Origin of the sequence: Arthrobacter sp. YN, assembly GCF_002224285.1 — a bacterium.
GTDB lineage: Bacteria > Actinomycetota > Actinomycetes > Actinomycetales > Micrococcaceae > Arthrobacter.
This window is the reverse complement of the sequence record NZ_CP022436.1, coordinates 2051286-2072875: the sequence shown is the minus strand read 5'-3', so window position 1 is coordinate 2072875 and position 21590 is coordinate 2051286. Positions and strand designations below refer to the sequence as shown.

At 62.8% G+C, this 21590-nt stretch carries 18 protein-coding genes, 7 tRNA genes and 2 pseudogenes; 21 read left to right on the top strand and 6 right to left on the bottom strand.

Features of this window, described 5'->3' with window-relative positions:
* Positions 1 to 442: 442 nt before the first annotated feature.
* Both CGK93_RS09350 and CGK93_RS09345 read right to left on the bottom strand, forming a co-directional pair.
* On the bottom strand, positions 443 to 661 hold the full coding sequence (locus CGK93_RS09350) for a helix-turn-helix domain-containing protein (protein WP_089594574.1): 219 nt from the start codon (positions 659 to 661) through the stop codon (positions 443 to 445).
* A gap of 339 nt (positions 662 to 1000) precedes the next feature.
* Positions 1001 to 1075 (bottom strand) — tRNA-Val (locus CGK93_RS09345).
* Positions 1076 to 1325: 250 nt separating this feature from the next.
* Between CGK93_RS09345 and CGK93_RS09340 the strand changes: the two genes are divergently transcribed.
* The 9 genes from CGK93_RS09340 (at position 1326) to CGK93_RS09300 (ending at position 5315) form a co-directional block, all read left to right on the top strand.
* Positions 1326 to 1398: transfer RNA gene (locus CGK93_RS09340), tRNA-Gly, on the top strand.
* Between the two features lie 46 nt (positions 1399 to 1444).
* Positions 1445 to 1515 (top strand) — tRNA-Cys (locus CGK93_RS09335).
* A 38-nt stretch (positions 1516 to 1553) separates the two neighbouring features.
* Positions 1554 to 1628: transfer RNA gene (locus CGK93_RS09330), tRNA-Val, on the top strand.
* 57 nt (positions 1629 to 1685) lie between these two features.
* A tRNA-Gly gene (locus tag CGK93_RS09325) sits at positions 1686 to 1758 on the top strand.
* A gap of 25 nt (positions 1759 to 1783) precedes the next feature.
* A tRNA-Val gene (locus tag CGK93_RS09320) sits at positions 1784 to 1858 on the top strand.
* Positions 1859 to 1915: 57 nt separating this feature from the next.
* A tRNA-Gly gene (locus CGK93_RS09315) sits at positions 1916 to 1991 on the top strand.
* Positions 1992 to 2168: 177 nt separating this feature from the next.
* On the top strand, positions 2169 to 3623 hold the full coding sequence (locus tag CGK93_RS09310) for an amino acid permease (RefSeq protein ID WP_089594573.1): 1455 nt from the start codon (positions 2169 to 2171) through the stop codon (positions 3621 to 3623).
* A gap of 95 nt (positions 3624 to 3718) precedes the next feature.
* Positions 3719 to 3952, top strand: a complete 234-nt coding sequence (locus CGK93_RS09305) for an antitoxin (protein WP_089594572.1) — start codon at positions 3719 to 3721, stop codon at positions 3950 to 3952.
* 145 nt (positions 3953 to 4097) lie between these two features.
* Positions 4098 to 5315, top strand: a complete 1218-nt coding sequence (locus tag CGK93_RS09300; protein WP_089597336.1) for a benzoate/H(+) symporter BenE family transporter — start codon at positions 4098 to 4100, stop codon at positions 5313 to 5315.
* A 1-nt stretch (position 5316) separates the two neighbouring features.
* Here the strand turns inward: CGK93_RS09300 and zapE are convergent, their stop codons facing one another.
* Positions 5317 to 6357, bottom strand: coding sequence for a cell division protein ZapE (zapE, locus tag CGK93_RS09295; protein ID WP_089594571.1), 1041 nt, complete (start codon positions 6355 to 6357; stop codon positions 5317 to 5319).
* Between the two features lie 209 nt (positions 6358 to 6566).
* On the opposite strand from zapE, the pseudogene CGK93_RS09290 reads away from it, so the two are divergent.
* From CGK93_RS09290 to ybaK, 3 genes and pseudogenes are all read left to right on the top strand, one after another.
* Positions 6567 to 7492 (top strand): annotated as a pseudogene (locus tag CGK93_RS09290) (sulfurtransferase).
* 90 nt (positions 7493 to 7582) lie between these two features.
* Complete coding sequence (locus CGK93_RS09285; RefSeq protein ID WP_198318399.1) at positions 7583 to 8041, top strand: SufE family protein; 459 nt, start codon at positions 7583 to 7585, stop codon at positions 8039 to 8041.
* 35 nt (positions 8042 to 8076) lie between these two features.
* Positions 8077 to 8583 (top strand): Cys-tRNA(Pro) deacylase, encoded by a 507-nt coding sequence (gene ybaK / locus CGK93_RS09280; protein ID WP_089594569.1) that lies wholly within the window; start codon positions 8077 to 8079, stop codon positions 8581 to 8583.
* Between the two features lie 14 nt (positions 8584 to 8597).
* On the opposite strand, the gene CGK93_RS09275 is transcribed toward ybaK, so the two are convergent.
* Complete coding sequence (locus CGK93_RS09275) at positions 8598 to 9917, bottom strand: alpha/beta hydrolase family protein (protein WP_089594568.1); 1320 nt, start codon at positions 9915 to 9917, stop codon at positions 8598 to 8600.
* A 121-nt stretch (positions 9918 to 10038) separates the two neighbouring features.
* Between CGK93_RS09275 and CGK93_RS09270 the strand changes: the two genes are divergently transcribed.
* The 9 genes from CGK93_RS09270 (at position 10039) to CGK93_RS09230 (ending at position 20235) form a co-directional block, all read left to right on the top strand.
* A complete protein-coding gene (locus CGK93_RS09270) occupies positions 10039 to 10530 on the top strand; it encodes a hypothetical protein (RefSeq protein WP_089597334.1) in 492 nt (163 codons plus the stop codon).
* A 14-nt stretch (positions 10531 to 10544) separates the two neighbouring features.
* Positions 10545 to 10997, top strand: coding sequence for a peptide-methionine (R)-S-oxide reductase MsrB (msrB, locus tag CGK93_RS09265; RefSeq protein WP_089594567.1), 453 nt, complete (start codon positions 10545 to 10547; stop codon positions 10995 to 10997).
* Positions 10998 to 11198: 201 nt separating this feature from the next.
* On the top strand, positions 11199 to 12566 hold the full coding sequence (locus CGK93_RS09260) for a DUF6421 family protein (RefSeq protein WP_089594566.1): 1368 nt from the start codon (positions 11199 to 11201) through the stop codon (positions 12564 to 12566).
* Complete coding sequence (locus tag CGK93_RS09255) at positions 12566 to 13306, top strand: SDR family NAD(P)-dependent oxidoreductase (protein ID WP_089594565.1); 741 nt, start codon at positions 12566 to 12568, stop codon at positions 13304 to 13306. The genes CGK93_RS09260 and CGK93_RS09255 overlap by 1 nt, the downstream gene beginning before the upstream one ends.
* A 70-nt stretch (positions 13307 to 13376) precedes the next feature.
* Positions 13377 to 14438, top strand: a complete 1062-nt coding sequence (locus tag CGK93_RS09250) for a threonine aldolase family protein (protein WP_089597332.1) — start codon at positions 13377 to 13379, stop codon at positions 14436 to 14438.
* Between the two features lie 63 nt (positions 14439 to 14501).
* On the top strand, positions 14502 to 15158 hold the full coding sequence (locus CGK93_RS09245; protein ID WP_089594564.1) for a DUF3000 domain-containing protein: 657 nt from the start codon (positions 14502 to 14504) through the stop codon (positions 15156 to 15158).
* Between the two features lie 91 nt (positions 15159 to 15249).
* Positions 15250 to 16611, top strand: coding sequence for an HRDC domain-containing protein (locus CGK93_RS09240; RefSeq protein ID WP_089594563.1), 1362 nt, complete (start codon positions 15250 to 15252; stop codon positions 16609 to 16611).
* Between the two features lie 190 nt (positions 16612 to 16801).
* Entirely contained in the window at positions 16802 to 18064 is a 1263-nt protein-coding gene (locus CGK93_RS09235) for a thiolase family protein (RefSeq protein ID WP_089594562.1), read from the top strand.
* Positions 18061 to 20235 carry a 3-hydroxyacyl-CoA dehydrogenase NAD-binding domain-containing protein gene (locus tag CGK93_RS09230; RefSeq protein WP_089594561.1) on the top strand — a complete coding sequence of 725 codons (2175 nt, stop codon included), beginning with the start codon at positions 18061 to 18063 and terminating at the stop codon, positions 20233 to 20235. Before CGK93_RS09235 ends, CGK93_RS09230 begins: the two co-directional genes overlap by 4 nt.
* A gap of 127 nt (positions 20236 to 20362) precedes the next feature.
* Here CGK93_RS09230 and CGK93_RS09225 read toward each other — a convergent pair.
* Positions 20363 to 21339: pseudogene (locus CGK93_RS09225) on the bottom strand (aldo/keto reductase).
* A 9-nt stretch (positions 21340 to 21348) separates the two neighbouring features.
* A complete protein-coding gene (locus CGK93_RS09220; protein WP_089594560.1) occupies positions 21349 to 21567 on the bottom strand; it encodes a hypothetical protein in 219 nt (72 codons plus the stop codon).
* Positions 21568 to 21590: the final 23 nt, after the last annotated feature.

The window sequence follows — 21590 nt, the reverse complement described above, 5'->3', positions numbered from 1 at the left end:
GCGGATGGAATTGTCAGCCCCGAAACCAACAATGACAGAGCTAGAGCCGGAACGCAGGCACGGCGAAGAAACGCAGGTGAAGGACCCACAGCATCACTTTCTGGAGCGAGACACTCGACAGAGGGATGCAGCAAGTAGCGCCGTACGAGCCCCCAAATTCGACTAGCGAGAGGAGACTATCTGGCAACTAAGTGTTTTGCCAAGGAAAATCCAGCCAGCATTTAGGAATTTGTGATTGGTGACGCGGATCGCATCAAGGGTCCATTGGTGCGGGCCGCGCTGAACCACAACACCCGATATGCCTGTTCTGTTCATCAAAATCGAGCCGTAGGCCCAGGTCCTTGAGCAGTGGGCCGGAACAGTCCGCGGGTTGATATCAACGACCGTCGCAAACGACAGCCCGTAATCCTATTTGCGTAAAAGCTCTTCGAACAAGCCCCGCTCAGGCATCACCAGCGGCAAAGAGATCGCGGAGCGTCTGCTCGCTGACGCGAACAGTCCGACCCTTGCGGTAGGGGTTGAAGGTTTTCAGGTCACCGGAATCAACCATCCGGCGGATGGTCTTCAGGCTGACGCCCAAGCGTTCAGCAACATCGGGAAGTGAATAGGCACGGAGAACATCATCGGCGCGGGACGTGCGAGCGGTTGTTGTAGTCGACAAGAGGAATTCCTAGGCAGCGGAAGCTACCCGTACCCTGCGACTTATCTTGCGCTTTACGGCTTCCTATCGGGACCTTACGACTCTGAGATTCGATGCTCAGTGGACCCCGAGGGCTATCTTGTAGGCCCCCAACTTACCCCAGTGTCATCTTCTGACGCAAACAGATTCCCCGTGGTACCTGCGTGGCACTAACTTGGGGACCCTGGGACATCGTTGGGAATCATCCCCCTGGCGCCTATGGACTCCAGGAACCCTGTTCGCGAGTCCCACGCAGGTACCACGGATCCAGCGCAAAAGCCTCAGAAACCCAAAAAACCCCGGAATTCCGGGGGTTTCTGTTGGTGGGCGATACTGGGTTCGAACCAGTGACCTCTTCGGTGTGAACGAAGCGCGCTACCACTGCGCCAATCGCCCGGGTGCATAGAAAACACTAACCGACCATTGCCTGAATGCAAAAACGGAACAGGACATCCGGTCCAGCGGTGAACTACAACTGTGGAATTACAGCCGTGAAACTCTTCAGATTCCCCGCAAACTCAAGGATGCAGCAGCCTTGGCAGCGAAATCAACGCTCTCGATTTGGAGTTTGCTACAACCTCCTATAGAGTTTTTACTCGTCGGAAAGCGACGGAAAGCCTGAAGGGTTGTCCGTCAAAACGACACTGCGGACGTAGCTCAGCTGGTAGAGCACCACCTTGCCAAGGTGGATGTCGCGAGTTCGAATCTCGTCGTCCGCTCGCAAGGCACTGTCAAAGCAGGAATTCCCCGGAATTCGGCTTACACGGTGGGTTGGCCGAGAGGCGAGGCAGCGGCCTGCAAAGCCGTATACACGGGTTCGAATCCCGTACCCACCTCGGTGAAAACCATGTCTTCCAGCAGTTGGCTGGAGCATGGGCGATTGGCGCAGCGGTAGCGCGCTTCCCTGACACGGAAGAGGTCACTGGTTCGATCCCAGTATCGCCCACCAGAACAAGGCAACTTGTTTGTTGTTGACGGCCAGGCATCAGCCCGGCAGACAACATGTGCGGACGTAGCTCAGCTGGTAGAGCACCACCTTGCCAAGGTGGATGTCGCGAGTTCGAATCTCGTCGTCCGCTCTCCTACTCGATAGGACCCGGAAACGGGCGATTGGCGCAGCGGTAGCGCGCTTCCCTGACACGGAAGAGGTCACTGGTTCGATCCCAGTATCGCCCACCAGAACAAGGCAACTTGTTTGTTGTTGACGGCCAGGCATCAGCCCGGCAGACAACATGTGCGGACGTAGCTCAGCTGGTAGAGCACCACCTTGCCAAGGTGGATGTCGCGAGTTCGAATCTCGTCGTCCGCTCCAGAAAGAAAAGCAGCTCTTCGGAGCTGCTTTTTTTATGCCCACATAAGGCGGATATCTGATTCATCAATTGAAGTAACCGATACCCCTCAGAAGAAGTCGCTTTATCTAATGTGATTCGGCTCGCATAATGTACTGCGAGCTCATCACCGTTCCACGCCAACTGGCAGGAGTACCCCCATGAATCAACAGACGGCTTCCAAGTCCGTCCTGAGGCGCAAGCCGATCGACGACATTGAGGAAGAAAACAAGCACAGCGGACTTTTCAAAAGTCTTGGCCTCTGGCAGCTGACGGCCATTGGCGTCGGCGGAATTATCGGCGTCGGGATCTTCTCCCTCGCCGGCCTTGTGGCCGCCGGGAGCGAGGGAACTCCCGGCGTAGGCCCTGCAGTACTGATTTCCTTCCTGATCGCCGGCCTGGCTTCCGGCGCCGCAGCGCTTTCCTACGCCGAATTCGCTGGAATGATCCCCCGCGCCGGCTCGGCTTACACCTACGGCTACGTGGCCCTCGGCGAGATCATTGGCTGGTTCATCGGCTGGGATCTGCTGCTGGAATACATCGCGATCGTGGCTGTGGTGGCCATCGGCATCTCCGGCTACTTCGATGCGTTCCTCTCCGGCATCGGAATCCACATGCCAACCTGGATGACGTCCACTGCTGACGAAGGCAAGGGCGGCATCATCAACCTCCCGGCGATCCTGGTCTGCCTTTTGGTCACGTGGATCCTGAGCCGTGGAACCAAGGCCTTTGGCCGGTTCGAACTTGTAGCGGTGGCCATCAAGGTCATTCTGATCCTGTTCATCATCGGACTCGGCATTTTCTACGTCAACGCCGAGAACTACAACCCGTTCATGCCCAGCGGCTTCGGTCCGGTTATCGCCGGCGCCGCAACCGTCTTCTTCGCAGTCTTCGGCTATGACGCCATGAGCACAGCGGCCGAAGAAGCCAAGGACGGCAAGAAGCACATGCCCAAGGCCATCATCTTGTCCTTGATCATCGCCATGCTCCTGTACGTAGCTGCCACGCTGGTCCTGACGGGTATGCAGAACTACAAGGACATCAACCCCACGGCTGGCTTCGCGTCGGCGTTCCAGGGCGTTGGATTGCCCGTCATAGCCACCATCATCTCGGTGTTCGCGGTACTTTCCATCCTGACCGTCATGCTGACCTTCCTGTTGGGCGTCACGCGCGTGTGGTTCTCCATGAGCCGCGACGGCCTGCTGCCCGGCTGGTTCGCCAAGACGGACCGGCACGGCACGCCACAGCGCGTGACGTGGATCGCCGGCGTTGCTTCGGCCTTCCTTGCCGGCGTTTTCCCCATCAAGGAAGTAGCCGACCTCACCAACATCGGTATCCTGGCCGCCTTCGTGGTGGTCTGCGTTTCAGTGATTGTTTTCCGCTACACCAAGCCCGACGCTCCGAGGACGTTCCGGTTGCCGCTCATGCCGATCGTCCCTGCCTTCGGTGTCCTGGCCTCCGCGTTCCTGATGTTCCAGCTGCATTGGGAAACCTGGGCCCGGTTTGGAGTGTGGCTGGTCATCGGCCTGGTGATCTACTTCGCGTACGGTCGCAGGCACTCACTCATGAACCCGGACAGCCCGCGCCACAAGGTGGAAAGTAAGCCATTGGCGTAGTTTGTCCACAGCCCCGTCCGCAACCCTTGGCACCCATGTCAAGTGGTGTTAGGGTCGGACGCGGAGGAGCGAACTGGCTCCGCGATGGAAGGGAGGTGCCCGTGGGTTTAATTGACGACCTGAAGGGCAAGGCTCAGGGTCTCATTCAAGGCAACGAAGAAGCCATCAAGAATGGCATCGAAAAGGCCGGGGATTTTGTGGACAATAAGACGGGCGGCAAGTATGCCGGTCACGTCGACAAGGTCCAGAATGCCGCTTCCGACTTCGTGGCCAAGAACGACGGTCAGCCTGGACAGGCTCCCGTCACGGATGAGCCGAAGCAGCCATAGCTGCCTGAGCCGCCGTACCAGATACGTCAAGGGGGCACCGGTCCCGCCGAGAGGCGCCACCGGTGCCCTTGGCGTTTAACGGCCAGAGCGTCCGCCAGCTGATGAGTAGCAAATCACCCCCTGCTGTTCGGGTACGTTGGACTTCATGCGTTCTGTCTCCCCACCCGCCACTCACCACCGTTCCAGCCGGGAGACACTGGGCCCGCCGATCACCGCCGGCATTGTGACAGCGTTGGTGGGTTTCACTTCATCGTTCGCCGTAGTCCTGGCCGGCCTTCAAGCTGTGGGGGCCAATCAGGCCCAGGCATCCAGCGGGCTCCTGGCGCTCACGCTGACCTTCGGCCTCGGGATCCTGTGGCTGTCCTGGCGCTCCAGGATGCCAGTCACGCTCGCGTGGTCCACGCCCGGGGCGGCGCTGCTCGCCTCCGCTGGAATGGTCGACGGCGGATGGCCGGCTGCCGTGGGTGCGTTCCTGATGGTCGGGGTACTGATCGTCCTCACGGGATTGTTGCCGGTGTTGGGGCGCCTCATGGCCAGGATCCCTACGGCGCTGGCACAAGCCATGCTGGCCGGGGTCCTGCTCCCCCTGTGCCTGGCGCCCTTCAAGTCGTTGGGTTCGGCCCCGCTCCTCATTGCTCCGGTGATCCTGTGCTGGGTTGTGCTGATGAAGTTCGCACCGCGGTGGTCGGTCCCGGCATCGTTGCTGGTTGCCCTCGCCGTCATCGGGATCCACATAGCCTCCAACGGCGTACAGGTACCCCTTCACAGCCTCGTGCCAAGGCTTGAGTGGACAACTCCTGCTTTCTCCCTGGAGGCTGCCGTTGGGCTGGCATTGCCTTTGTTCATCGTCACCATGGCGTCACAGAACATTCCCGGCGTCGCAGTCCTGAAGTCGTTCGGGTACACCACTCCATGGCGCCCATCGATGCTGGTCACCGGCGCGGGCACCATTGCCGGTGCACCCTTCGGCGGCCACGCGATCAACCTCGCCGCGCTCAGCGCAGCACTTGCCGCGGGAGAGGAAGCAGGCAAGGACCACGGCAGGCGTTGGATCGCAGCGTTCGTCTCCGGGCTGGCCTACCTTGTCCTGGCCGCGGCTTCCGCGGCGCTGGTGACATTGGTGGCCGCAGCTCCGTCAGGACTCCTGGAAGCCGTCGCCGGCCTCGCGCTCCTCGGAACCCTGGCCGCCTCCATCTCCTCAGCGCTGGCTGTAGCGGAGGAACGCATTCCGGCCTGCATCACTTTCCTGCTGGCAGCGTCAGGTCTCAGCTTCGCCGGGGTTGGCGCTGCGTTCTGGGCGCTGGCCGGAGGCATCCTGGTGCGCTGGATGCTCAAGAGCCGCGAGCCTGTTCAGAAAGCGTGAGTCAGGCGGGCTCGTGGTTTTGCGCCTCACGGGCAAGGGCGGTCAGCCTTGAAACGGCACGGAAGTACTTCTTGGTGTAACCGCCGGTCATCATTTCTTCGGTAAAAAGTTTGTCGAAGGGAACACCGCTGGCCAGGATGGGCACATCCTTGTCGTACAGCCTGTCCGCCAGCACTACGAAGCGGAGGGCTACTGCCTGCTCCGTGATGGTTTCGACGTCGCTCCACACCACAGCCTCGACGCCGGAGATAAGTTGACGGTAGCGGCTGGGGTGAACCGCAGCCAGGTGATTGACCAGCGTGCGGAAGTCATCCACCGCCACGGTCTTGCCGGCGAATTCGGCCTTCATCCGGTGCTTGAGTTCTTCGGTCTTCAGCGGCGCCGGAGCAGCGGGCAATCCGCGGTGCCGGAAGTCCTCGCCGTCGATCCTGACAACATCGAACTGGTCCGCGAGAACCTGGATCTCGCGTTGGAAATCGACTGCGGCAAAGCGGCCCTCGCCCAGCGAGCCGGGCAGTGTGTTGGACGTAGCAGCGAGCTTGACGCCGGCGTCGGCCAGTTCACGCATCAGGCGGGACATCAACACGGTATCGCCGGGATCATCAAGTTCAAATTCGTCGATGCAGACCAGTTTGTAGCTGCTCAGTGCCTCCACGGTCTTGCGGAAGGAGAGCGCACCCACCAGGTTGGTGTATTCCACGAACGTACCGAAGGCCTTGGGTCCGGGCGACCTGTGCCACAACGAGGCCAGGAGGTGGGTCTTGCCGACGCCAAAGCCGCCGTCAAGGTAGATTCCTGCCCTGGTGGCCGGTGCCTTCTTGGCAAAGAGCTTCTTGAACAAGCCGCCGTTGTCTTCGGATCCCACCCCGTCGGCGAAGGCCGAGAGGAGCTTCACGGCATTGGCCTGGCTCGGCTGCGATGGGTCGGGACGGTAGCTGTCGAACGATACCTCTCCGAATCGCGGAGAGGGGTAGAAACCCTTGAGGAGTTCCTCCACGGAGACTGCCGGCGTGCGGGCAGCCAGTTGTTCGATCTGTACCACGGTGGTCCGTTCCTTCGGTATTAGGTCCCCAGCAAGAATACCGGCATCGGGCGGCCACGGCGGGACACGTGACCAAGCCCATGTTTCACCGTGTGACCGCAGGGAAGCAATCCTGGCGCCCCGTGGTTAGTGTTGGGAGCAGCCGGGCTGGCACCTGCACCACCTCCGACGGCCTGGCTCCCGTCCGTTGTCAGTGAAAGGCCATCACCATGTCCTACCCCGTTGAGCAGAACGAAAAGTTCGCGTCGTACGCGAACCCCGAACGCCTTGTCTCCACCGAATGGCTCGCATCCGCGCTTGCCGACGGCGCTATCGCCGACGGCAAGTTGGTAGTGGTTGAGTCCGATGAGGACGTCCTCCTGTACGAAACCGGCCACATCCCGGGAGCCGTGAAGATCGACTGGCACACCGATTTGAACGATGAGGTCACCCGCGACTACGTCGACGGCGCCGCGTTCGCTGCCCTCGCATCATCAAAGGGAATCTCCCGGGACAGCACCGTTGTCATCTACGGCGACAAGTCCAACTGGTGGGCTGCCTACGCCCTCTGGGTTTTCACTCTCTTCGGCCATGAAGATGTCCGCCTCCTGGATGGCGGCCGCGACAAGTGGATTGCCGAAGGCCGCGAACTGACCACCGAAACGTCACAACCCGTCGTCGGCGAATACCCGGAAGTAGAGCGCAACGACGCTCCCATCCGCGCTTTCAAGGAAGATGTCCTGGCGCACCTGGGAAACCCCCTGATCGACGTCCGCTCCCCGAGGAATACACGGGACAGCGCACCCACATGCCGGCCTACCCCGAAGAAGGCGCACTCCGTGGCGGCCACATCCCCACGGCCGCATCCATTCCGTGGGCACGCGCCGCTGCAGAAGACGGGACCTACCGCAGCCGCGAAGAACTCGAAGCCCTGTACCTGGGTGAGGCCGGGCTCGCAGCCGGCGATGACGTCGTGGCCTACTGCCGGATCGGCGAACGCTCAAGCCACACCTGGTTTGCGCTCAAGTACCTGCTGGGCTTCGACACCGTGCGCAACTACGACGGCTCCTGGACAGAGTGGGGCAACGCCGTACGCGTTCCCATCGTCAAGGGCGCAGAGCGCGGTTCCGTACCGGCCGCCTTCGCACGCAACTAGTCTTTGCGTGAATCCGCCACCGTCCGGAGGGCCCCGTAGTGTTGCGGCATACAGAGCACAATCGCTGCGGTTGTGCGTAAGCTGGAAGAGATGAGTACGTACACTTTGCCCACCGCACTGGCGGAAATCGTCGATGACTTCCAGGCACTGACGGAGCCTGACCGTCTGCAGCTCCTGCTTGAGTTCTCCAGGGGCCTTCCGGAGCTTCCAGAGCGCCTGAAGGACCACCCTGAGTTGCTGGAGCAGGTTGTGGAATGCCAGTCCCCGCTGTTCCTCACCATCGAGTCGGAGAAGAATCCTGACGGTGCCCGCAAGTACCGGCTCTTCTTCAAGGCTCCCCAGGAGGCGCCGACCACCCGCGGCTTCGCCGGTGTACTGCACGAGGGCCTCGACGGACTGACCGCCGAGGAGATCCTTGCTGTTCCGGACGACATGCCCGAATTGTTGGGCCTGACCCGTGCCATCACTCCCCTGCGTATGCGGGGAATGACTGCCATGCTCGGCCGCATCAAGCGCAAAGTTGCAGCCGCCAGCCGGCTGGAGCACTGAGCCCGCCAGGAAACCGAAAGGCGCCACCAGACGGTATGGCCAGGAAAATGGCTTCACAGGGAACGCCGGCAACTGCAGCTCTTGCTGCGGCCGGCGTTCCTTTTGTGCTTCACCCGTACTCCCATGATCCGGCCGCGGCCAGCTACGGCATGGAGGCCGCAGAGCTCCTGGGCATCGAGCCAGAGAGGGTCTTCAAGACACTCATGGTGGAGGTCGAAGGCCGCCTGGCGGTGGCCGTTGTCCCTGTGTCGGGAAACCTGGACCTGAAATCCGTTGCTGCGGCATTGGGGGCCAAGAAAGCGTCCATGGCCGATCCCAAGGCCGCTGAGCGCCGCACCGGTTATGTGCTGGGCGGTATATCCCCTCTTGGGCAGCGCCAGCCCTCCCCCACAGTCCTGGACGAATCAGCCTTGGGCTTTGACGCCATCCTGGTCTCCGGTGGCCGCCGCGGACTGGACATCGAACTTGCTCCGGCGGACCTGATCCGGTTGACACAGGCTACCGTTGCGGCCATCGGGACCTCCCCAGCGGCCAGAGGCTGACACCAGGCACTGACCTAGCCAGTCTGGCCAGACGCTTCAGCCGGGCCCGCATCACCCGCTGAGCCTGCACCATCCACCGGCCCAGCCACTGCCTGTCCCGGGTTGTTCCGGGGAGCCAACTGTCGCTGCAGCCATGAGTGGACCACGCGTTCCCACCGTTCCGGGTCCACGTTCCATTCCTTGGTGTGCCGCGCCCCGTTGAAGGGCTCAAAGGTCACCATTTCCGGGTTCTTCTCGGCGAGGCTGGCGGACGGCCCGAACGGAACGTAGTCGTCGTCGACGCTGTGGATCAACAGCGTGGGAGTCCGCAGCTCAATGGCGCGGGCTTCCCAATCCATGGCCTTGAGGTCAACGGGAGCCGCAAGGCCGGTCAGCCTGCGCCCCAGCGGATGACCCAACATCAACTGCCCGTAACGCCCCACAGTGTAGGGAATCCTGTTCATTTGGGCATGATGGGCCATGACATTGACCCAGTTGATGACGGGGGCATCCAGCACCAAAGCCCGGATGAGGTGGCGGTGCCTGGAGAGATCGGCTGTCTGAAGGCTGATCGCCCCGCCCATGGACCACCCAAAAAGCACGATCTCCTCGGCCCCATGCTCCAAGGCGTAATCAATGGCAGCCTCCACGTCCCGCCATTCAGTGGATCCCAGGCCGTAGCGCCCATCGAGGGCTGAAGGGGCAAGGCCGTCGTTGCGGTAGGAGATGAGCAGGCTGTCCAGCCCCAGGTTCCGCGCCGTACGCACGGCCCGGAGGCCCTCGAGCCGGGTGGCGCCCCGCCCGTGGACCATGATTGCCCAGACCGGAGCCGGAGCGGAAGCATCGGCGCGGACCAACCACGCCGGCGCCAGCCCGCCGTCGACCTCTATCTCCACATCCTCGGCCGCAAGGCCGATCGATGCCGGGTCCGGATAGGTAGCGCCGCTCCACCAGGCACGGCGGGCCTCTGACAGATTGCCACTGTAGACCTCTTCAACCTCGCGGAGGACCGTCTGCTCAGCCGGGGAATAGGACACGATCCGGCCAATCCGTGCGTGTCCTTGCCCGCCGGCGAAGAACAGGCTGAACACGCCGTCGATGGTGGTGTCCGGGGTAGCCGCGAGGATGACCTGGAGCCCCTTGTCATCCCTGATGACGGCGAGGACCTCCTGGTCCTCGTGGCGGGCCGCCGGAGTGATGACGCGCCGGGCAAAATAGACGGCGAGCGCGGAGGACCCGGCGCCCAGCAGGCCGGCGAGGGTGCCGCCCGCGAGGAAGCCACCAATGGCCCATTTGGTGCGGAGGGACATTTTGTTCTCTGCAGCGTCGCTCGCTGACCGGTGTGTCGATGCCATGCTTCCATTGTTGCCGCTCCCTGGCATTGCCTGGTGCAGGTGCGGACCGCGCGGCGCCCCTGTGCCCGGATTCGGTGCCAAAAGCCTGCGGACTCAGCTTGTGCGGGACTACGCTGTAGCCATGAGTGATCCCATAGTCATCCTGACTGAAGAGCCCCTTGGCCCCGACGACCGCGTTAACATCGCCAAACTGGTGGATGGCGGTGACGCGCCCCTTGTTGTCCTGGTTCCCGCCAATACCGAGCGACATCTCCTGGTGGACTTCCTGGAGAATCTTTCGTTGCTGGATATTGCCAAGGCGTTCCGCGAACTTACAGCGCAGTCACCGGATCCGGCGGCGGAGCGTGCTGAAGCGTCTGAGACGTTGTCTGCCTCCTTGGCGGCACTGGCCGGCTTGGGTGGCGGCGTCACGGGTGAAGTCGTCGACGGCGGTGCCGTGGCCGGCTTGGTATCCAAGGTGCGCGCACTCGATGCCGCGCAGGCCGTAGTGGTCACGCGCCCCCATGCCATTGCCGATACGTTCCACACCGACTGGGCCAACAAGGCGCAGGATCAATTGGGACTTCCGGTACTCCACCTGTACGCGGGTTCGGGATTTATCGGCGACTCGTGAGCGTTGCACAAGACATGAACACTCCTGAGAACACCAGCAAGACAACTTCTGAGCCCGTGGATGCTCCCCTGGAGAAGAACGATGCCCAGTGGCGCGAGGAGTTGACCCCCGAGGAATACCGCGTTCTGCGGCAGGCGGGAACTGAGCGGCCGTACACCGGCGAGTACTGGGACACCCACACAGAGGGCGTCTATCAGTGCCGTGCTTGTGGCAGCCAGCTGTTCACCAGCAAGGAGAAGTTCGATTCCCATTGCGGCTGGCCGTCGTTCTGGGCTCCCTTGGCTGAAGGCACGGTCCGTTATCTTCATGACCGCACCATGGGGATGGACCGGGTGGAGGTCCGTTGCGCCACCTGTGATTCGCATTTGGGGCACCTCTTCGAGGGCGAGGGCTACGGCACGCCCACGGACCAACGGTTCTGCATCAACTCCATTTCGCTCCGCCTGGTCAACCCGGAAGAGAGCTGACGGGTCCGGACGGGCCGGCCATGGGTTCGGTCCGTCCGGAGCTGTTCTCCGGAAGAAGTGTGGGGCGCTGGATCTCGAACTGTGCAGGAACCCCCGAAGAGCAAGAATTGCTTATGCTCGATGCTTTTTTCAATTAGCAATGCTTTTCGCTTGCTACGCTCGGCCCAGAAGCAATCACTACTTCGGAAAGGGCCGAGCTCCATGACAACCATCGCCACCTCCACCCTCCCGCGTGTCACCGCTGACAACGCCGAGTGGACATCGCTGAAGGCCGCGGCCACAGCACTCCAAGCACACCAGGAACAGGACGGCTCCATCGCCGATCCCTCTGTCCACGGCGAGGCAACAACGCTCGTAGCAACGATCTGCGACGCCATCACAGCATTGGCTCCCCTGTTCCCCCACGACGCCCGCTACCTGGAGTTGCTGGTGGAGGACTTTGGCCGGTGGGTGCAGGGCGGCTTTGGCGTACCGGATTTCCTGGATTCCCTGCAGGCGTTCCAGCCACAGGAACTGCGCGTCGACGGCCTCCAACACCTGGTGGTCTTCCCCATGTACACGCAGAACGGCAGCACCAACAGGCTGGTCGAAGCCGTGTTGATCGAGGTCATCTGGCCGGAGTTCATCGGCGGCCTGGAAGCAGGCGAGTACTCCAACAAGCTCTTCGTCCCCATCCGCTTCATCGATTTCACTCCCGGGTACGACACCAACTCCGCAGTGCTCTTCCCCGAAACCGTTGCCGTGCGTGAGACTCCCACCTTCACGTGGGGCGCCATCTTCGCCGACCGTGAAGCCGCACGCTTCCGGCGCGTCCTCAAAGCAGCAGCAGCAACCACGTCTTTGGAACTTCCCGCAGATGCGGCCCAGTTGATCGAGGACCAGGAACTCACACAGCGCACGTTCGTCATGTGGGACCTCATCCATGACCGCACCCACATGCGGGGCGATCTGCCTTTTGATCCGTTCATGATCAAGCAGCGCATGCCATTCTTCCTCTACTCGCTGGAAGAGTTGCGCTGCGATTTGACCGCCTTCCGCGAGTCCGTCCTCATCGAGAAGGACGAGAACGCCGATCCTGACGCCAGGAAGCACGCAAAACTCGTTCAGTACGCCGTGATTTTTGACCGGATCTTCCGGTTCGCGATCACCGGCAGCCGCGTCCGCAACTATGACGGACTTGGCGGTCAACTGCTGTTCGCGTGGATGCACCAGCACCACGTCCTTCACTGGACGGACAGCAAGCTCTCCATCGACTGGGACGATGCCGCTGCAGTAGTGGTTGAACTCGGTGCCAGGATCGAAGAACTCTACTGGCGTTCCATTGACCGCCCGAAGGCCGCCCACTGGTTGGCCGCGTACGAGCTCATTTCCGGTACGGTGACTGCCCACCCGGCATCTGTGTGGGCCAAGGGTCCGGATGCCTTGCCACTGGACGGTCCTCCCCGCGGGCTCACCGACCAGGTCCTTGACGATGAATTCCCGCTGTCCATGTTCTACGAAGCACTGGAGAAGAAAATGCGCCCCGTCATCGAATCGACCACAGGCATCACCGGCGCGACGGCGGCCTGATGCCCACCCTGACCATCCTGGTGACCGGCGGTAGCAGCGCGTCCGGCATTGCTGCGGCGCGGGCATTGGGGGCCGCCGGACACCGGGTTTTCACTGTGGGCTCGGACGACATCCGGATCCAGGCAGCGGCGAATGAAGCCGGCAACGGAGTGATCCCCCTTGTGTGTGATCTCGCTTCGTATGATGCTGTCCGCGACCTCGCGGACGGGCTCTCCGGCCGCGGCGTTGAAACAGTGGATGGAGTCATCCACTTGGTGGGCGGTTGGCGCGGCGCAAAAGGCATCGAAGACCAAACCGATGAGGATTGGAATGCCATGGAACGGGGCGCGATCACTACCCTGCGCAACGTCTCCCGCGTGTTCTACAGCCAGCTCGAGGCATCCCCGCAGGGCCGGTTCGCGATGATCTCCTCCACCACCGCGTCAGCCCCCACTGCCGCTGCCGCGAGTTACGCCGCGGCAAAGGCCGCCGCTGAAGCCTGGACCATTGCAGTGGCTGATGGGTTCCGCCGTGCGCAGGCGGACGGTCGGCCGGACAGTCAGAGGCAGCCAGAAGACCTACACAGCGCAGCCGTCGTCTTCGTGGTCAAAGCCCTGGTGGATTCAACCATGCGTGCTGCGCATCCGGACAGGCGGTTCCCCGGCTACACGGACGTCGAGGACCTGGCGGCCGCCGTCGTCGGACTGTTCGAAGAACCGGCTGCAAACCTCAACGGCCAGCGCATCCTGCTGGCCAAATAGACTTGAAAGCGTGAATGAACAAGTGACGAGCACAACAGAGGCCATCCACCGCGCCAACAGCGCCCACGGGATGGCTGGGAACAGCCAACTCCATGACCCATCGGTTCGTGGATTTGCCTCCGACAACTACTCCGGCGTGCACCCGGAGATCCTTGCAGCACTGGCAACCGCCAATGGCGGGCACCAGGTCTCTTACGGCGAGGATGTGTACACCGCACGGCTGCAGGAGGTACTGGAGCAGCAGTTCGGCCCGGGCATCGAGACTTTCCCGGTCTTCAACGGCACCGGAGCCAACGTCCTTGCCCTGCAATCCCTTCTTCCCCGTTGGGGAGCGGTGATCTGTGCCTCCACCGCGCACATCAACATGGATGAGAACGGTGCACCCGAACGGGTGGGCGGGATCAAGCTCCTCCAGGTTCCCACTGAGGACGGCAAACTCACCCCTGAGCTGATTGATCGCGAAGCGTGGGGCTGGGGTGACGAGCACCGGGCCCAGCCCTTGGTGGTCTCCATTACCCAGACCACTGAACTGGGTACCTGCTACACCCCGGAAGAAGTGCGGGCCATCGCTGACCACGCCCATTCCAAGGGCATGAAGCTTCACATGGATGGCGCCAGGCTCGCGAACGCTGCCGCCCACCTGGACGTCCCCCTCCGGGCCTTCACGCGCGACGCCGGGGTGGACATCCTGTCCTTCGGCGGCACCAAGAACGGGCTTCTTTTTGGCGAAGTCGTCGTGGCACTCAACCCGGAGGCGGCTGATGGCCTGAAATTCCTTCGCAAGATGAACATGCAGCTCGCCTCGAAGATGCGCTTCATCTCTGCCCAGTTCATTGCCCTGCTGGAGGATGGGCTGTGGTTGCGTTCTGCCGCCCACGCCAACGCCATGGCCGCCCGCCTGCGGACCGCCATTGAAGCGATCGACGGCGTGGAGCCCACCCAGGCGACGCAATCCAACGGCGTCTTCGCCATCCTCCCGGCCGGCGTTGCCGACCGCCTGAGGAAGAACTTCGCCTTCTACGATTGGGACGCCGCCCGGGGTGAGGTCCGGTGGATGTGCTCCTTTGACACCACAGAGGAAGACATCGACGCCTTCGTTGCGGGTATCAAGCGGGAGCTGGCCTCCCTGTAACCCCGCGCATCCGGGGCGGCGAGCCTGCTGGGAATCGCCGCCCCGGAAGCATAACCTGCGAGGGTGAACGCCCTCGCACAGGTTCCCTCGGACTTTCTCGTCGCCTTGGGAACACTACGAAAAGCCCAATGCCGCAGTGAATTGCGGCTTGACGAGATCCCTGCGCCCGCCCGGCTGGCCCCGTACGCCGTGGCTTTGGGAGCGGAAGTTTTCAGCCCTACTGCGGCGACGCGCCGCGTACCCGTCCACGGGCCGGCGGCCAAGGCCTTCGCAGCGAGCCAGGCGAACACGCCGGCGAGCGAGGACGACGACGAACTGGCCACGGGCCGGTTCATCCTCCTCTACGATCCCGATGGTTCACCGGTGTGGGAAGGTGAGTTCCGGATTGTCACCTACATCCGGGCCCAAATGGACGCGGAGATGGGCAACGATTCCATGCTGGGCTCCGTCGCTTGGACGTGGCTGGTGGACGCCTTGGAGAACCACGCGGCCCCGTATCGCGCGGCGGGCGGCACGGCAACAAGGATCCTCTCCGAGAGCTTCGGCACACTGGCCGAACGCCCGGACACCATAGACATTGAACTTCGCGCTTCATGGACCCCTGCCGGCGCTGACGTCCAGGCGCACTTGGAGGCCTGGTCCGACATGGTCTGTACTTTCGCCGGGCTTCCTCCCCTTCCCCCGGGCGTTACTGGACTTCCCAACAGGAGGCTGAATTGACCACTGATGACACGTCGCCCAAGGCGGCCACTACACGGTCAGTACGGCGTCCCGGCGAGAACCCGGCGTGAATCGGTAAGCTTAAGCCACCATGACCCCTGAAAATCTGGATAAAACCACAGCCGGCGATCCGGTTGCTGATCCCACCACCCACATCAAGGTAGACGGCTTTGACAGCCACGTCCCCGAAGTCATCGATCTCGATACGCCACGTGAGGGCGTCCCCCTGGTCATCGATACTCCCGCCGGACTTGAACGGTGCGCCGCCGCCATCGCCGCCGGAACAGGACCGGCCGGGGTGGACGCAGAGCGCGCCTCCGGCTTCCGTTACGGCCAACGCGCCTTCCTGGTGCAGATCCGCCGCGACGGAGCGGGAACCTGGCTGATCGATCCCGAACCTTTCGACAACCTGGACATCATCAACGAGGCGCTCCGAGGCGTCGAATGGATCCTGCATGCAGCCACCCAGGACCTTCCCTGCCTGTCAGAACTCGGCATGTGGCCGGACAAACTGTTCGACACCGAACTTGCCGCCCGCCTTGCCGGCCTTCCCCGGGTGGGCCTGGCGGCCGTCATCGAGCAACTCCTCGGATTCGGCCTGGCAAAGGAACACTCTGCAGCCGACTGGTCCACCCGCCCACTCCCCGAGCCTTGGCTCCGGTACGCAGCGCTCGACGTCGAAGTTCTTGCGGAATTGCGCGAAGAGCTCATCGAGCTGCTGGAGGCCGATGGCAAGCTGGAGTACGCCGAACAGGAATTCGCCGGCATCCTTGCCGCCGGTATTTCCCCGCCCCGCGTGGATCCCTGGCGGAAGACGTCCGGTCTGCACCAGATCCGGGACCGCCGTCAGTTGGCAGCAGTCCGCGAACTCTGGCAGGAGCGCGATCAGCTGGCACGTAAACGCGATGTGGCGCCGGGGCGCTTGATTCCTGATTCGGCCTTGGTGGCCGCCGCGAAAGCCATGCCCACCACTGTCCCCCAGCTACTGGCAACCAAGGGATTCCATGGTCGCTCTGCCCAACGTGAGGCACCGCGCTGGCTGCGATGCATCACCAGCGCCCGCACCCTGACCGATGTTCCGCCCTTGCATCTGCCCACCAACGCTCCACCGCCGCCGCGGGTGTGGGTGGACCGCGATCCGGAGGCCGCGGCACGCTTGGCGACCGCGCGGCCCGCACTGCAGGCAAAGGCTGACGAACTCAACCTGCCGGTGGAGAACCTGCTGACACCGGACTTCCTGAGGCGCATTACCTGGCGGCCGCCGGCTGACATCTCGCTGGAAACGGTAGCTGCTGAACTGCGCACCCTCGGTGCCCGTGAATGGCAGGTCTCCTTCGCCGCGCCGATCCTCACCGACGCCTGCTTGAACCCCAAACCCCTTCCAGCCAAAGAATCCAAAGCGAAGGACAGCCGGCAGCCACAGGAAAACCAACAGTCAACGGACTCCGCCTGAGTCTGTCCAGGCTGCAGGGCCCGTCACCCGAACTATGGTTCGCGGCGACGGGCCTTTCGCGTCTCCAAGCTCATGCGGTAGGAGGTCGACACACCTTGCACCGTAAGTTACCGACGAGTAACATTGCGTTAATGCCAACCGGAGCACCCGCGACGCGGGCCGGCACCATGTCTCAACGAGGAGTTAATACATGAGTCCATCACGCAGTGCCCAGAGGAATGTCCGCGATGTCGTTTTCGTGGACGGAGTCCGCACCCCCTTCGGCAAAGCAGGCGACAAGGGAATCTACGCGGGTACCAGGGCCGATGACCTCGTGGTGAAGTGCATCCGCGAACTGATGCGGCGCAACCCGTCCTTGCCCGCGGACCGCGTGGACGAGGTAGCCATTGCCGCCACCACGCAGACCGGCGACCAAGGCCTCACCATCGGGCGCACGGCCGCATTGCTGGCCGGTCTCCCGCGCACCGTTCCCGGCTTCGCCATCGACCGCATGTGCGCAGGCGCCATGACGGCAGTAACGACGACGGCGAGCGGCATCGGCTTTGGCGCCTACGACGTCGTCATTGCAGGCGGAGTGGAACACATGGGCAACCACCCCATGGGCGCTGGAGCCGACCCCAATCCGCGGTTCATGTCCGAGCGGCTGGTGGACCCGGCTGCCCTGAACATGGGCAACACGGCAGAAAACCTGCACGACCGTTTCCCGGCCATCACCAAGGACCGCACGGACGCCTATGCCGCGGCCTCACAAGCCAAGCTCGCCGCAGCATACTCCAACGAGCAAATCCAGCACGACCTCGTCCCCGTGGCCACCATGAAGCCGGGCCAGGGCTGGGCGCTCCACACGATGGACGAACCCCCGCGCCCCGGAACCACGGTGGCCGACCTTGCCGAACTTCGCACCCCTTTCCGTGCCCACGGCCGCGTCACTGCCGGAAACGCCGCTGGCCTGAATGACGGTGCCACCGCCGCTGTTCTCGCTTCGGCCGAAGCCGCTGAAGAGTTGGGTCTGTCAGTCAAAATGCGCCTTGTCTCCTACGCCTTCGCCGGCGTCGAACCGGAGGTTATGGGCATCGGCCCCGTTCCAGCGACGGAAAAGGCGCTCAAGAACGCCGGACTGGGGATCGAGGACATCGGGCTCTTCGAGATCAACGAGGCCTTTGCCGTCCAGGTACTGAGCTTCCTGGACCACTTCGGCATCGCCGACGACGACTCCCGCGTCAACCGCTACGGCGGGGCGATCGCCGTCGGACATCCGCTTGCTTCCTCCGGCGTCCGCCTGATGAACCAGCTGGCCCGACAATTCGAGGAAGATCCCACAGTGCGCTACGGCATCACCACTATGTGCATCGGCCTGGGCATGGGTGCCACTGTGATCTGGGAAAACCCGCACCACGCCGACTACGCTTCCTCCACCGCTGACACCGCCACCACCGAAGGAGCCGCTGCATGAGCGCCGCCGAATTCCAGAAGCTCGCCGCCCTTTTCCCTGACGAAGTGGTCACCCACTCCTACGTGCAGGACATTCAGCTGCCGGGTGGCGCAGGCACCTTTGCGCTGATCACCCTGGACAATGGCTTGGACCACTCCAAGCCCACCACGCTTGGCCCCAACACGCTGGTTGAACTGGGCGGCGTCCTGGACCAACTCAAGGAACGCGCTTCACGGGGTGAAATCGTGGGCGTCGGTGTCACAGGCAAGCCGTACTTCCTGGTGGCCGGCGCAGACCTGTCGGCCGTCAAGACGCTCAAGGAGCGCGAGCACGGCCTCTGGATGGCTCAGCTTGGCCACGCCGTCTACAGCACCCTGGCAAACCTTGGCGTGCCAAGCTTCGCCTTCATCAACGGCCTTGCCTTGGGCGGCGGACTCGAAATCGCCCTGCAGTCCACGTACCGGACCGTCTCCACCGGCGCCGGCGCTTTGGCCCTGCCCGAAGCGTTCATCGGCCTCGTGCCGGGGTGGGGCGGCGTCTACATCCTGCCGCGCCTCATCGGTCCCGAGAACGCCGTTAAGGTGATGATCGAGAATCCCCTGAGCAACAACCGGACACTCACCGGACCGCAGGCATTCGAGCTCGGAGTGGCCGATGCCATCTTCGAGCCCGCCGACTTCGTGGAACAGTCGCTCGCATGGGCGGCACGGGTCATTTCCGGCGACGTCACGCCTGAGCGGAAGAACTCCGTTGATTCCGCCGACGACGCAGTCGCTGGGCGTTGGGCAGCGGCAGTTACCGCTGGACGGGCTTTTGTGGAGTCCAAGACCTCCAATGCCTCCCCTGCCCCGGCAAAGGTCCTGGACGTCATGGAAGCCAACCGCACCATGACACAGGCGGAATCGGCAGAGCTCGAGTGTGAGACCCTCGCAGGGCTCATGCAAACCGACGAGTTCCGCTCCACTGTGTACGCTTTCCTGGACCTCGTCCAGAAGCGTTCAAAGCGTCCCGCGGGTGCCCCTGACCGCAAGCTTGCCCGCCCGGTCACCAAGATCGGCGTGGTGGGCGCAGGGCTCATGGCAAGCCAACTGGCCCTGCTGTTCGCCCGGCAACTGAAAGTCCCCGTCGTCATGACCGACATCGATCAGGCACGGGTAGACAAGGGCGTCGCCTACGTCCATGCCGAAGTGGACAAGATGCTGGCGAAGAAGCGGATCAAGCCCGACGCCGCCAACAGGACCAAAGCGCTCATTACGGGTTCCGTCTCCAAAGAAGCCTTCGCCGACGCCGACTTCGTCATCGAGGCCGTTTTCGAAGAACTGCACATCAAGAAGCAAGTCTTCGCGGAGGTGGAAGCGATTGTTTCTCCCGAATGCATCCTGGCCACCAACACGTCTTCACTGTCTGTCACGGCCATGGCCGAGGACCTGAAGCACCCGGAACGACTGGTGGGCTTCCACTTCTTCAACCCGGTGGCTGTCATGCCGCTCCTGGAGATTGTGCGGGCACCCAAGACGGACGACGCCGTGCTGGCCACCGCGTTCGAACTCGCCAAGGGCCTCAAGAAGACCGCCGTGCTGGTCAAGGATGCCGCGGCCTTTGTGGTCAACCGCATCCTGCTCCGCCTCATGGGTGAAGTCATCGCAGCGTTCGACGAAGGAACACCTGCCGACGTCGCTGACAATGCCCTGCGTCCCATGGGGCTGCCGATGTCACCGTTCACCCTGGCTGCCATGGTGGGCCTGCCGGTCGCCCAGCATGTGCAGGAATCCCTGCACACAGCGTTCGGCGACCGGTTCCCTGTCTCGCAGAACCTGCAGAAGCTCATCGACAACGGAGTAAAGTCCCTGTGGGCGCCAAGCCCCGACGGAACACCTGTCATCCCGGCTGAGACCCTGGCCATCATGTCCTTCGGCAACACCCCATCCACTGGCGCCGAAGTCCTTCGACGCACGCAGGATGCCCTGGCGGAGGAAATCGGGCTCATGCTCGCCGAAGGCGTCGTCGCCGGACCGGAAGACATCGACCTTTGCGTCATCATGGGCGCCGGCTGGCCAATGTTCCTCGGAGGCATCACACCGTATCTGGATCGCGTGGGCGCTTCGGAGCGGGTCAACGGCAAGAGGTTCCTGGCCCCGGCGTCGCATCAGCACCCGCCTGATCCGTCCCTCTCTCACATCCCGCGTCCTTAAACCGATCCCTCTCCCACATCCCGCGGCCCAAACCCGAACGCTCTCTCACCGAGGTGAGAGAGCGTTCCGTTTAAGGTCTGTTTTGTGAGAGAGGGACGCCTGAAGGTGGGCGGGATATGACAGCGGGCTAGAAGAGTGCAACCTTCGGCGTCCGCGGGAAGATCTCATCCAGTTCGGCCAGGTCTTCCGGTGTGGGAACCCAGCAAACGGCCTCTGCGTTCTGGCGGATCTGCTCCGGACGGGTGGCGCCCGCGATGACGCTGCCGACGCAGGGCTGCGCGGCAAGCCAGGAGAAGGCCAGCTGCAATTCACTGATGTCCCGTTCCTTGGCGAACTGGCCGAAGCGACCCAGCTGATCCCAGTCGGCGTCATGCACCAGGTTGGTGCGCGTGTGGCTCAGGCGGGTACCCTCCGGCGCTTTGCCGGCGGAGTACTTTCCGGTGAGCAGCCCGTTGGCAAGCGGAAAATACGGGAGCACGCCCAAAGACAAAGCCCCGGCGGCAGGCAGGACTTCGAGTTCAGCACGGCGATCCAGCAGGTTGTAATGATTCTGCGTCGAGATGAAGCGTGCACCCCCAATTGGCGCCCTACGTACTCCGCTTCGGCGATCTGCCAGCCCGCGAAATTCGAGTGTCCGATGTAGCGGACCTTGCCACTTGCCACCACATCATCCAAGGCTGCGAGCGTCTCTTCGATGGGTGTCAGGGGATCAGGAGTGTGGAACTGGTAGAGATCGATCCACTCGGTATCCAGCCGGCGGAGCGATGCTTCGACGGCCTTCACGATGTAGCGGCGCGAACCACGGGCGCCGAAATCGTTCCCGTTGACGCCCTTCATGTCCATGCCGAACTTGGTGCCAATGACAACGTCGTCACGCCGGCCCTTGAGCGCCTTGCCCAGCATGGCCTCGCTCAGGCCCGGCTCGCGTCCGTAGACATCGGCAACGTCAAAGAAGGTCACTCCCGCATCAAGCGCGGCATGGACAACGCCGTCCGTGCCCTCCTGGGACTCGGTGGGTGTATTGGCGCGCCCCAGATTGTTGCAGCCCAGCCCGACGGCTGAGACGGTCAATCCGGAATGGCCAAGGCGTCGGTATTCAGTCATGAAATCAGCCTAGCCGCCGCTGAAGGAGATTCCCGATTCCTCCATGGCGTCCTCAAGCTGGGCGATGGCCACCGGCCCCATGCCGTGGAGCTTGGAGATTTTCACCTCTCCGAATTCCGCCAACTGCTCCAGGGTCTCAATCCCCTCGTGCGCCAAAGCCCGTCTCGCCGGTGCAGCGAGCCCCTTGGGCAGTGGTGTATGTCCGGGCCAGTTACTCTTGGACGCCATGGAAGTCCCTCCTGGTGCGTTGG

What these genes read in the sequence shown, in the direction of transcription:
- CGK93_RS09310 (WP_089594573.1), top strand. Translation starts at nt 2,169, where the DNA reads ATGAATCAACAGACGGCTTCCAAGTCCGTCCTGAGGCGCAAGCCGATC.
- CGK93_RS09300 (WP_089597336.1), top strand. Translation starts at nt 4,098, where the DNA reads ATGCGTTCTGTCTCCCCACCCGCCACTCACCACCGTTCCAGCCGGGAG.
- CGK93_RS09285 (WP_198318399.1), top strand. Translation starts at nt 7,583, where the DNA reads ATGAGTACGTACACTTTGCCCACCGCACTGGCGGAAATCGTCGATGAC.
- ybaK (WP_089594569.1), top strand. Translation starts at nt 8,077, where the DNA reads ATGGCCAGGAAAATGGCTTCACAGGGAACGCCGGCAACTGCAGCTCTT.
- CGK93_RS09275 (WP_089594568.1), bottom strand. Translation starts at nt 9,917, where the DNA reads ATGGCATCGACACACCGGTCAGCGAGCGACGCTGCAGAGAACAAAATG.
- CGK93_RS09270 (WP_089597334.1), top strand. Translation starts at nt 10,039, where the DNA reads ATGAGTGATCCCATAGTCATCCTGACTGAAGAGCCCCTTGGCCCCGAC.
- msrB (WP_089594567.1), top strand. Translation starts at nt 10,545, where the DNA reads ATGAACACTCCTGAGAACACCAGCAAGACAACTTCTGAGCCCGTGGAT.
- CGK93_RS09260 (WP_089594566.1), top strand. Translation starts at nt 11,199, where the DNA reads ATGACAACCATCGCCACCTCCACCCTCCCGCGTGTCACCGCTGACAAC.
- CGK93_RS09255 (WP_089594565.1), top strand. Translation starts at nt 12,566, where the DNA reads ATGCCCACCCTGACCATCCTGGTGACCGGCGGTAGCAGCGCGTCCGGC.
- CGK93_RS09250 (WP_089597332.1), top strand. Translation starts at nt 13,377, where the DNA reads ATGGCTGGGAACAGCCAACTCCATGACCCATCGGTTCGTGGATTTGCC.
- CGK93_RS09240 (WP_089594563.1), top strand. Translation starts at nt 15,250, where the DNA reads ATGACCCCTGAAAATCTGGATAAAACCACAGCCGGCGATCCGGTTGCT.
- CGK93_RS09235 (WP_089594562.1), top strand. Translation starts at nt 16,802, where the DNA reads ATGAGTCCATCACGCAGTGCCCAGAGGAATGTCCGCGATGTCGTTTTC.
- CGK93_RS09230 (WP_089594561.1), top strand. Translation starts at nt 18,061, where the DNA reads ATGAGCGCCGCCGAATTCCAGAAGCTCGCCGCCCTTTTCCCTGACGAA.
- CGK93_RS09220 (WP_089594560.1), bottom strand. Translation starts at nt 21,567, where the DNA reads ATGGCGTCCAAGAGTAACTGGCCCGGACATACACCACTGCCCAAGGGG.